Origin of the sequence: Algoriphagus machipongonensis (genome assembly GCF_000166275.1) — a bacterium.
GTDB lineage: Bacteria > Bacteroidota > Bacteroidia > Cytophagales > Cyclobacteriaceae > Algoriphagus > Algoriphagus machipongonensis.
In genome coordinates, this window is the sequence record NZ_CM001023.1 from 4347187 (window position 1) to 4359557 (window position 12371).

Sequence of the window (12371 nt, forward strand, 5' to 3'; positions counted from 1 at the left end):
TAGTCTGAAAAACCTAGAATTATAGGACAATTGAAATTAAAAAATTATCCTTTTTTCCTTTTCCAGAAAAACCATCTTCTCTTGCGCTTGGGCTTCTTCACTTGCATCTCTGATTTGAGAGGAGGTTCCGCTCCTGATTGTGCCGCTGCAAGAGACTCTTTTCTCCATAAAAAGACTGGAAGTATCCAAAAAACACCTACCATACTGAATGCCAGCCCCCCAATCGTTCCTATCGCCAATGAGAACCAAAAAATTTCATTTTGTCCCTCCATGATGAATGGAATCAATCCAAAACAAGTAGATAGCACAGTCAATAAAATTGGAATTGCTTTTCCAGCGACTGACTTCAGAACATTCCTATTATAAATTCCCTGATTTCTATTATTTAAATCATTGATGATGAAAATTCCGGCATTCACAGCCAAGCCTCCTAACATCACAAAGGCCGCATATCCTCCTTGATCAAAATAGAAGTCAAAGAGTGAAAATATGAGGAAAAGCCCGATAAAGCTGATAGGTATGATAGCAATGATATAAATAGGTTGCTTCAGGTTTTCGAATAAAACGGAGCAAATCAAGAATATTCCAATAATCAAAAATCCTAACAAGCTGTATTGCCTTTTTGCTCTTTCATAACTATAGTAGTAACTCTGTTTTTTGGCTTCATACCCTATCGGCATGATTTGTTTCATTTCGTCCAAAACCTCTTCCAAGTACTCATTTCCAAACTTCGCAGATCCCATATAATCGAATGATAGAATTCTGATGTATTGGCGATCTTCCTTCTTTAAGGCATTAGTTGTGGTTTCTTTTGTCAGGGTTCCATAATCGGAAACTTTGTAAATACGACTTTCTCCACCAATCAAACTTTTGCTTTCTAAATCAAACTTGCTGAAATCTTTGGAGTCACTTTCTTGAACCAACAAACCATAGTTTTTATCCTCCAAGTTTAGAATTGCAGAAGCCCCACGTGGTTTAGCCAAATCCAAAAGGGAGCTAATTAATTCGTATTGGTTCATACCCCCTAACGCCAACTGATTTTGGTTCAGTCGCAGAACATATTCATCTGTTTTTTGCTCCCCATAGTTTCGTTCATTGGTATTGACCTCCTGAATTCTCTTATGTTTCAATAATTTCTCCGACATGACATTAGCCTGCTTCTCGAGCTCATCAAAATTATATCCTTTCATCTCCACCTTGTAGGAAGGGATCGACTCCCCTCCAGGCCCCGTATAAAATCCCTGCCCTACCCCATAAATATTCCAATTGGCTCCACTCCAATCTGTAGATTTAACAGATAACTTTCCTTTAAGCTGATAAGGCAAAGCACTATTTTCATAGGCCTCTTTAAAAGTAATAACAATGGAAGCTTGCTGTCCTGAGTAAATGGAAGTGACAAATTTATCTATTCCCTCCACGCCATCTAGATAGGCCTCAAACTCCTTCATTATGAAATCCATCTGTTCTAGGGTGTTCCCAAAAGGAAGGCGAGCATAGACAAACAAACGAGTTTCCTCTGGCTGTCTATAGCTTGATTTTTCATAAGTACCACGAACAAACATTCGAAGAGCGCCTCCTAAAGCCTTGTCCACATAGGGCCTAACCTCCTCCTGATAAAATGTATTACCTACGGTTTTGTTGTACCATTCATGATCATCCCATTTGGCGGGTAAAAAGAATATAGGCGTCCCAAAAAGTAGGATCAATAAAAACACAAAGACTTTTCTATGAGAAGCTGTCCAAGCAATCCCTTTTTCATAAAGGCCTAAATACTTTGCTCTTTTTTTAAGCTGAGGGATACTGAGTTTTCTACCTTTTTTGACAGATTCCTTAAATAAAACTTGGTAAAAAGCTGGAGTGAAAAACAAGGCAATCAAAAGTGAAATTCCCAACATCACGGAAACCACGATGGAAAATTCAGTCAAATTCTTTCTATCCTCTTCAGGTAAGAAAAAGACAATCATCAAAGCCGCAATGGTTGTTAAAGACGCGGCAAGCAAAGCCAAAAACACTTTCCTGTTTTTATGCTTATGCAAATGGTCAATCATGATAATGGCATTATCCACGATCAACCCAAAACTAATCGTCAGGCCTGCTAAAGAATACAAATGGATATCTACTTTTAGAAAATAGATCACCATTGCGCATAAACTCAAATTGGCAATAATGCCCAAAAACAAAATACTGAGGTACTTTATATTTCTATTGATCAGGAATATGAAGAGAACCAAAATCAATATGGAAAGCCCAGATCTCTTATAAATTTTATCCAGTTCCTCTTCCAAATACTCGGTATCATCTCTCTCTAGCCGTACATCAAAACCTGCGGGAAGAGATTGAGAAGCAGTTTGCAAGGATTCTTTTAAGCTTGAGGCCAAAAGCACTTTGTTTACCCCATCCCTATTAAAAATAGAAATCGTCACTGAGTTATTCCCATTGATCCGGAAATAGCTCGTTGGCTCAGCTTCCTCTAGCGTAAGTTTGGCTACATCTTTTAGCCTAACCTCTATACCATCTACTTCCTTTACCCTTAACTCTTCTAGCTGACTCAATTCTTTTAAAGCTCGATCTACTTCGATAAATAGGGTTTCTCCTTTGGAATTGAGAACTGCTCCAGGATAGTTAATCCCAAAAGCCTGATTGATAGCAGACTCTAAATTTGATTTGGAGATATTCAGGGATTGTAGCTTTTGAATGTCATATGTCACAAAGACCTGCAAGTCATTTGCTCCCCTCACCAAAACTTCCTCCACCTCTTCAAATTTGGTCAAAGCAGGCTTCAGGATATCCTCTGTTATTTTTTTGATCTCAAAGGAAGCGAAAGGGCCGTTGACACTGTAGGTTAAAATTGGAGTTTTTGAATCCGTCCTAGATTCTGCACTTTGAGAAACACTAGGGTAGCTAACTTGAGGATCAAGCTGGGGATATACTTGTCGAATCATGGAAGAAACTTCAAATCGTTTCATTTCCATATCCGATTTTTTATCGAAATGAAGAGTGATGTATCCCCGATTGTAATTTGAAGTCGAGTTGATTTTTTTGAGCTCCGAAAGCCTGGAAAAAGTCCCCTCCAGAGGAGAAGTCGCTAATTTCTCCACGATTTCAGGAGAAGAATTGGCCACTCCATAAGAAATGGTCAAAACAGGTTCTTTTTCCTTTGGATTTAAATCCACAGAAAGCAAAGGCACCACAGCGAAACCCATGATGGAAAGCAAGACAAATACGATCAGGATCCGAAATGGAGTCATGAGGACAATGCTTTAAGCTTTTTCTTTGGCACAAAAAACCAATAGGCTAAGGGTACAAAATACAAGGCAGTAAAGGTACCGATCGTTAGTCCTCCGATTACTGCATAGACCAAAGGTCTTTGTAAATCCGCACCTAAGCCACTACTAAACACAATGGGTATCAAGGCCAATATCGTAGTGATAGAAGTCATCAAAATAGGCTTCAACCTAATCTGACCTGCTCCATGCAAGGCTTTTTCCAGTCCTTCCATTGGTGATATGGAGTCTATCTCATCATACTTTTCACGAAGCCTATTGATGGTATCGATCTTTAATATGGCATCATTTACCATAATCCCCAGCATGACTACCAAGCCAATCGCCGACATGACATTCAGACTTGCTCCGAAAATCCAAAGCACCAAAAATGCTCCCCCAATCCCTAATGGCAGAGTGAACACTACAATTAATGGCTGAATAAAACTCTCAAACTGAGCTGCTAAGATAAAGTACAGCAACAATACTGAAATCAATAAGATGCCTATCAGCTGCTGCAAATTTTCTTTATCCTTAAAATATTGTCCCGTCATCTCCACACCTAGATCTTTGGTCTGAGCCCAACTGAAAAAATCTGATCTTTTTGCCTCAGGTTCTTCATCCAAAATATAAGCAGACTGGTAAATCCCACCTCTGTCCGCAGTGATATATTTATAATGATTCTCATACTCATATTCCAAAAACTCACTCAAAGCATAAGATGTGGAGTCCGAAGCCGAAACATTCGTATTTCTCAACAAGTATTCAAATCGATCATTCGATTCCTTGAGATTAATAGGGGTGATCTCACCAAATCTACGAATGTCGGTGATGGTATAGGTTCCAAATAACTTGGAAATCTGATCTTGAATGGTATTTACAGGGACTTTGTAAGTGGCCATTTTATCCGCACGAAGGGTAAAAACAACGGAGGCTTCTTTTTGTAATCCTGGTCCTCTCTCCCAACTATTGGCTGGGAACTGACTTAACCAAGGATCCATTTCCTCCTCACTTATAGGTTCTTTGGAAGAGAGGTCCTTCCATCTCACCTCATAATAAGCTTGACTGGAGCTAAATAATTGATCAAATGCATTGGGAGCATCTCCTAAAATGAAGCTTGCTTCAGGGTAATTATCATTTAAATAACTCCTGATATCTGCAATCTTTTGCTCTTTACTTTGCTCATCCTTAAACAGTAAATAAAGAAATGCCTGCTGAATGGAATTCTCCCCATCAAATAATAAAAACTGTCTTACCCCAACATCCGACTCTGCTTGCTCATAGCTTCCTTGAAGTTCTTTCAATAAGGCCACAACCCGGCCTTTATTTTCCAAAGCGCCAATAGGCTCATTCCATTCAATTTCCAGGGTAGCATCCAGTTTTTCGATTTCGGGCAACCCTTCAGTCTTAAGCAAAAGACTTACAGCCAATCCTAATGGGATTAATATGGCAAAACATAGAATTGCTACTTTTCGGCTCGAGGTGATTTTGGAATAGATGAGTTCATACCCAGAAAGAATACGTCTGAAAAATGGCCCCTCTTCCTTTTCTATTATTTTTTTACTTTTCCCAAACAATAGCAGGTAAAGCATAGGAAGAAGAATAAATGCAACTCCTAAAGACACCGACAATATAGCTGCTACTGCTACTGCTTGATCAAAAAACAAAGCTCCAGAAATCCCACTGAGAAACACAAGTGGAATAAATACAGCCAGTGTAGTCATCACAGAACTGATTAAGGCTCCCATCACCTCATTTACTCCTTCTACACAAGCTTCAAAAATTGGAAGACCTTCATCTCTCTTTCTTGTAATATTATCCAATACGATGATTGCATTATCAATTAACATCCCAATCCCTAAGGCCAAACCCGAAAGGGAAATGATATTGATCGACAAATTGAAAAAATAGAATATTAGAAAGCTAATCACCAAAGAAGATGGTAAACTCACTCCTATAATCAAGGGCAGGCGATAATCCTTCATAAATAAGAAAAGCACCGCAAATGCGAATATCCCACCAAACAATAAGCTAGTTTCCAAATTGGAAATTGCAGCATTTAGCAGGTTAGATTGATCTTGCGTCAAATCAAAATCTACCTGAGGGTAATCCACTCTGAAAAGTTCCAAAGAAGCCTTCAATTCGGGCATCAATTCATTCATTTTTGCCGAGGCTTGCTTATGTACCGTAATCACCAAACTCTCTTGCTCCCCATATAAATGATAACCTAGCATTTCCTTGGTCTCGTAATTGACTTCCGCCAATTTATTCAGGGGAATAATGGCACCTTCGGCAGTTCGAATTGGAAGATTTTTAATGTCATCCGGAGTATCCACTCGGGTAGCCAAGCGAAGGTAATAGCGGAACTGTCCATCTTTAACGGAAATCCCATCAAGATCAGCATTTGATGATTGAATGGTAGAGATCACATTTTGCTGTGTCATTCCAAGGGCAGCTAAGGCCTCTTTATTAGGCTTGACGCTGATTATTCTATTTTTTTTGCCATTGATATCTACCAGAGAAACTCCCGGCAATTGTTCGATCCGCTTTTTAAGGACATTTTCAGCCAACTGGCTTACTTCTACTTCATCAACCCCTTCTTTTGGAACTACCTGAACCCTGGCCACAGGTATATCAGATGTATTGATCCGGATAACTTCCGGCCTAACCAAATCTTCTGGAAGAGAATTAGTCAATCGATCGATTTTCTCATTGACATCAATATAGGCCAGTTCCATCTGGGTACTATAATCAAAAGTCAATCGAATAGTACCTACTTCAGAACCTGCTTTGGAATCCATTTCTTCCAAACCATTGAGGGTAATCAAGCCTTCCCTGATCGGACTTAACACATTTTGTTCTATTGCCTCCGGAGAAGCATTCGGATAGTTGACTTTTACTACAATCTGCGGAACATCTATTGGAGGCAGCAATGAAATAGGCAGTGTTCGAAGGACGATGAACGAAAAAACGATCAAGGCCATAAAAGTCATAAACACTGCAATAGGCCTGGCTAATAAAAATCTAACCATGGCTTATTCTGTTATTATTTGAACAGGAGCCTGATGTGCTAATTGCAAGTTATTGGAAGTAATTACCGTACTTCCTTCTTCCACTCCTTCCAAAATTTCCACTTCTTCTCCATTATCTTTTCCTACCTCTACATAATTCCATTTGGATTCGTTGTTCTCGATAGAAAAAACAACTGCCCTACCGGATCGATAAACCAAAGCATCTTTTGGAACTACTAAACTGTTGCTTTGCGGAGCTCTGATAATTGCTCTTGCATTCATTCCAGGCAAGAGATTTTTTCTGGAATTTATGGAAATGGAAACTTGTACCAATCCGTTGTCATCTACTATAGGATTGATTCCAATCACTTTACCATCAATTGCATTTTGAGAATCAGAAACCGCATAAACTTCAGCACGTTGATTGGTTGAAATCAAAGAAATATCAGACTCCAAAACTTTCACTTTTAGGATAAGCTGGCTAGTTCCCAAAATTTCACAAAGCTCCTGACTTGCCCCTACCAAACTTCCCTCCTTGAACTTGAGATCGGCAATTTTACCAGAGATGGGAGCTTTTAATTCACATCTATCTCGGATAAGTTTGGCCTCTTTAAGAGAAACTTCTGCCAAGAACACTCCTGATTTTGCTTTTAGTTGATCATCTATGGCCGATTTTCTTTCCTCATCATCAGAAGCAAAGATGGTTTCATAGCCCATTTTCATAGATTCATAATCCGCCTGTGCATTCCGCAGAGAAATTTCTGCTTTTTCTAATTGCAGCTGAGCTTCCGTGGGATCCAGACGAGCAATAACTTCACCTTTTTGAACCGTTTGCCCTTCGCGGACATTCAATTCTGTCATGAAGCCCGCCTGCTCAATCACGGCAGTGACTTGACTGGCTGCTTCCAGTTTCCCAGTGGCATTGATGAGGTAATCAAAGCTTTTCACTTCAGCTTTAGCCACATGAACTTCTGTTGCGGCTACTTCATTTCGAAAAGATTCTGTAGGAGCTTCTTCAACTTTTTCTTCCTCTTTTTCACAAGAAAAAAATGCAAGAGCTAAAAAACCTAGGAGGGTAAGTCTAAACTTTATCATCGATTTAAATAATTTCGAATTTAATAAACTAAGAAATTATTCAAAGTCAAAAGAAAAGTTTACAAAGGACTGTTAATAAATGTCAATTGAGGTGCAAAAAACAGATTTGGCAATGGCTTATAAAGATTGATAGCTTTTGCCACAGGGCGCAACCTCATGGTGGGAGGAGGATCATCTCCGAAATATTCTATTAGTTCTTCTATGACTTCTGGCTCAATCACTTCAAGTTTTACCCGGGATATCCCATCATGTATCATATCCAATTGAGTGGCAGCTGCCCGTGAAAGGTCTATCATCCTTCTAGAGTATCTAGGAAGTCTATCGTTCACTCTAACATAAACAGTCCCCCTAGTTTCTATCCTAGTTACTTTTAATACCGTCCCAAAAGGCAAAGTTTTGTGGGCAGCAGTCAAACTATCCATATGAAAAATCTCACCGTTGGAGGTCTTTCTAAGATGGAATCTCTTTCCATAAAAACTGGCTATTCCTTCTTGAATCAATAGGGAATCACCGAGGTTTTTTGCCTGGGCAAAGGGCTGGGCAAAAACCATAATTAGGAGAAAAATCCAAAGGCGCATGTAATCAATTTTCATTTGCCCATTCTTGACAAGAAAAATGCCAATTGATGTCATTCCCGATTTTTAGCTTGCAAGCGGCAAGGCTTAAGATTAACTTAGTTTTTCACTTTTCTGAATGACATGATCAAAATTTTACATACTGCCGATTGGCATTTAGGCAAAAGACTTCAGGAATTCTCTCGAATCGAAGAGCAAAAATTGGTTTTGGAAGAGATTATTGAAGTTGCAGATCAGGAAAATGTAGACTTAGTCCTTTTAGCTGGGGACATTTTCGACACTTTCAATCCTAACCATGAGGCGGTAGAACTTTTATATAAAACCCTTCGCAGGCTTTCGAAAAATGGAGAAAGGCCCATCATCGCTATTTCGGGAAATCATGATAGCACTCAGTTTGTAGAAGCTCCAGATCCATTGGCTAGAGAATTAGGGATACTTTTTTATAGTCGATATGATAGTATCATCCCTATTGGAAAACTCGATTCTGGAATCGAAATCACGAAAAGTGCATCTGGATTTGTAGAGCTAAAACTACCCAAGATTGAATTTCCTGTAAGAATAATCTTAGCCCCTTATGCAAATGAGAACTTGCTAAAAACTTATTTGGGAGAAGGAGACCGAGAGGCGGAATTCAGAGAAATTTTGCAAGAGAATTGGCTGGAACTTGCCGATAATTACTGTGATGACAATGGAGTAAATCTATTTATTGGACATTTCTTCTTTATGAAAGAAGGCGAATCCTCGGTAGCTATCGGGACTGAAGCAGAACCTGAATCGGAAAGACCTATTTTACACGTAGGTGGAACTCAGGCACTTTTCACAAAAAATATCCCCTCACAAATTCAATATGCTGCACTGGGCCATTTGCATCGCTACCATTCAGTTGGCCACGAACACTGCCCTGTCGTGTATTCTAGTTCACCTTTAGCCTACTCTTTTAGCGAAGCCGATCAGGAAAAGAAGGTGGTCATTTTAAAGGCTGCCCCAAACCAAGAAGTTGAATATCATCCCGTTGGGCTAAAACAAGGAAGACCTTTATACAGAAAAAAATTTGACAATCTACCCGAGACGCTGGCTTGGTTAGAAGAAAACCCCTATTGCTTTGTGGAGATCACCTATGTGACAGAACATTCTATCGATGCAGCCACACGGAAAGCCATAATGAAAGCCCATGATGGAATTGTCAATTTGATTCCACAAATCAATAATCCAGCAGGAACCGAAGATTTAAGCTTACAGGTAGAAGACTTAGGGAAAGACATGAGCAGTTTGTTTCAATTGTTTTATAAAAGTGAGAAAGGCCAAGAACCCAATGAGGAATTGATGGAAATCTTTAGAGAAGTCATTAGCCAAAACAAGGAAGTATGATCCCAATTAGACTGGAAATACAGGGACTTTATTCTTACAGGGAAAAGCAAGTCATCGAGTTCGATCAATTGACAGCAGCAGGGCTCTTCGGGATCTTTGGAGCCGTAGGCAGTGGGAAATCTTCAATTTTAGAAGGAATTCTATTGGCTCTTTATGGAAGTACCGAGCGACTTTCTGATCGAGGAGAAAAGAACAGCATGCTCAATCTTCAGAGTGAAGAACTGATCATCAACTTTGAGTTTCAGTCGGGCAAAAACAATGTAAACACCTATTTAGGAAGGTATGCTGCCAAAAGAAATCCCAAGAAGTTTGAAGAAGTAAGACCTGCTGAACATACTTTTTATGAGAAAGTAGAGGGACAATGGGAGCCTATTTCTGCAAAAGCCGAGGAAATTATCGGAATGAAAAAAGAGCACTTCAAACAAACAGTGATCATTCCCCAAGGCAAATTCAGGGAGTTTATTGATCTCACTCCTGGTCCAAGAGCTGAGATGATGAAGGAGCTTTTTGGATTAGAGCGATTTGACTTATCCGGAAAAACGGGTTCTCTCTTAAAAGTTGTCAAGGAAGAAAAAATCAGGCTCGAAACTCAGCTATCTGGACTGGAAGGATTTTCAAAAGAAATTTTGGAAGAGAAATCCAACTCTCAAAAAATTCAAAAAAAGGATCATGAAGAGCTAATGTTGAAGCTGCAGCTTTCGGAGACCCAGATGAAGCAGCAGGAAGAAATTCAGAAAAAAGCTCAGCAATTAAAAGTGTTTCAAACCAACTTCCGGGAGCTCTCGAATAAAAAACCAGAGATCGAGGAAAAGAGACTTCTCCATAAAGAGTTTATCACTGCCAAGACTTACCTTAAACCTATTTGGGATCAGATCCATGACACTCAAAAAGAGCTGGAAAAATATACTACCAGCGTAGTGGATTGTGAGCGATTCAAACTCAGGTATATTGAAGAAGTAAAAACGCTGGAGGATGAGGAAGTAGAACTCAAATCTAAAAATCAACAAAGACCCGATCGCGAGGCCAAAATCCGTGATTTGAAAAAAGTACTGGAAGTAAAGAGACTTCAGGTAAAACTGGATGAGGCAAATCAAAAGTTAGAAACTTTAAAACCTGAACTAGAAAGCAAAAAAGCCTCTCAAAATCAATTAGAAGCTGAAGTATCAACTCTGGAGAAACAATCAGAGGATCTAGAAAGCCCAGACATTAAAGTCTTATCAGAGCTTCAAACCGCCTTAAGAGATTGGGGAATTTGGGAGGAAGATCGAGCAAAGCTTGAGAAAATCAAGAAACAGCTTCAAGAAGAGATTGTAGCAGTGAAAAATAATTTGGAACAGATATTTTCAAAACTCCCTTCCGAAGAAAAAAGCCTGGAAACCTGGCAAAAAAGCCAAAAGCAATTGATCCTAAACTTGGAGTCGGAACGTGATCAAGTAATGCAAAAGCAAGGGCTTGGTATTCATGTTCATTTGCTGGAAGACGGAAAACCTTGTCCGCTTTGCGGCGCTGTGGAGCATCCCAGTCCACTTAAATCAGAGAAAGAAAAAGTTGAACTGAAAGCGAAGAATGAGGAAATTAATCAGGAAAAAAACAAGTTGGAAGGCATTCTTACCTTGATTCAAAAAGAAAAGGAAAATCAAATTCATTTAGAAAATCATCAAAGAAATAGCGCCTCCAAGGAAGAAGAGATCCTAAAAATCGAAAAGTCTCTGGAGACAATGATGGAAATGATTTCTAGCCATGGTATTTCTGATGCCTCAGAGCTAAAAGAAAAAGTTGTTTCCTTAACGAATGCTGGAAGAGATAAGGAAAAAATCCAGCAGCAGATAAAATCATTAAGGCAGTCCTGGAATTCTCAAAGAGGCGACATTGAACAAATAGAAAAATCATATCAAACGGCCCAACTAAGTCAAAACACTGTTTTCTCTTCTATTTCTTCCAAAAAAGAAGAAATTAAAGACCCCACTTTTTGCAAGCAGTTCTTCAGTAAAACAGCCGATCAAATTGAGGCAACCATTTTAAAAGTAGAAGCGGATATTGAGGAAGCAATCAAATTACTGGAAGGAAAGCAAAAAGTACTACGTGAAAAACGAGAGGCCCAAGCCTCTAACCTAACAAGTTTAAAGGGATTTGAGAAGCTAAAGGCAGATGCTCAATCCAAGCTCGAAACACTTAGGGCAGAATATGAAAAGCAAAAAGTAAAGTTTGGGTTCGAAAACGAAGCTGCCTTAGTTCGATTGTTTGAACATTCCCTGGATGCTGAGAAAGTAGATTTGGAGATTCGCGATTTCGATCAAAAATTCGCTATTACAGAAAGTAGAATCAATGAACTAAAGGCGGAAGATGGAGTTCTGGAATTTAATGAGATCGCTTTTGAAGAGCTTAAGGAGTTGGTTATTCAATTGAAAGAAAATGCTTCCTCTTCGCAAAACAGCTTGTTACTTCTATCTGAGGAAATAAAAACGATCCAATCTCAACTAGAGAATAAAAAACTCCTTTTAGAGACATTCGGTCAATTGGAAAACAGGGAAAGTAATCTTAAAGAATTAGAGCGACTCTTTAAAGGAAGTGGCTTTGTGAAATATGTGAGTTCTATTTACCTGAAGGAGCTTTGCAATACCGCGAATGTTCGATTTATGAAACTGAGTAAAAATAGCTTGAGTTTGGAAATCGATGATGATAATACATTTTGGGTAATCGATTATTTAAATGGAGGTAAGAGACGTTTACTGAAAACACTTTCTGGTGGGCAAACATTCCAAGCCTCCTTATGCCTTGCCTTGGCATTGGCAGAAAAAGTGAAGGCGCTAAATCAGGCTGATCAGAGTTTTTTCTTCTTAGATGAGGGATTTGGAGCTTTGGATAGAAATGCCCTTCGAGTGGTTTTCGAAACACTGAAATCTCTTCGACATGAAAATAGAATCGTAGGAATCATTTCCCATGTAGAGGAATTACAACAGGAAATTGGAGTTTATGCACAGATCACTTTGGATCCAGAAAAAGGCTCTCAGGTAGCTTACTCCTATTAAAAAAAAATCTCCGTCAATGCCGGAGATTTT

General features: G+C 39.1%; 6 protein-coding genes. 2 read left to right on the forward strand and 4 right to left on the reverse strand.

The window, feature by feature from the left end; genetic code table 11:
- Positions 1 to 44: 44 nt before the first annotated feature.
- The 4 genes from ALPR1_RS18375 to ALPR1_RS18390 are packed head-to-tail and all read right to left on the reverse strand — an operon-like array spanning position 45 to position 8001.
- Entirely contained in the window at positions 45 to 3248 is a 3204-nt protein-coding gene (locus ALPR1_RS18375; protein WP_008202941.1) for an efflux RND transporter permease subunit, read from the reverse strand.
- A complete protein-coding gene (locus tag ALPR1_RS18380) occupies positions 3245 to 6295 on the reverse strand; it encodes an efflux RND transporter permease subunit (protein WP_008202942.1) in 3051 nt (1016 codons plus the stop codon). Before ALPR1_RS18380 ends, ALPR1_RS18375 begins: the two co-directional genes overlap by 4 nt.
- A 3-nt stretch (positions 6296 to 6298) precedes the next feature.
- Positions 6299 to 7369: an efflux RND transporter periplasmic adaptor subunit gene (locus ALPR1_RS18385; protein WP_008202943.1), complete on the reverse strand. Its 1071-nt coding sequence runs from the start codon at positions 7367 to 7369 to the stop codon at positions 6299 to 6301.
- A gap of 59 nt (positions 7370 to 7428) precedes the next feature.
- Positions 7429 to 8001 (reverse strand): septal ring lytic transglycosylase RlpA family protein, encoded by a 573-nt coding sequence (locus ALPR1_RS18390; protein WP_008202944.1) that lies wholly within the window; start codon positions 7999 to 8001, stop codon positions 7429 to 7431.
- Positions 8002 to 8067: 66 nt separating this feature from the next.
- On the opposite strand from ALPR1_RS18390, the gene ALPR1_RS18395 reads away from it, so the two are divergent.
- Complete coding sequence (locus ALPR1_RS18395) at positions 8068 to 9312, forward strand: metallophosphoesterase family protein (protein ID WP_008202945.1); 1245 nt, start codon at positions 8068 to 8070, stop codon at positions 9310 to 9312.
- On the forward strand, positions 9309 to 12341 hold the full coding sequence (locus tag ALPR1_RS18400; protein WP_008202946.1) for an AAA family ATPase: 3033 nt from the start codon (positions 9309 to 9311) through the stop codon (positions 12339 to 12341). The genes ALPR1_RS18395 and ALPR1_RS18400 overlap by 4 nt, the downstream gene beginning before the upstream one ends.
- Positions 12342 to 12371: the final 30 nt, after the last annotated feature.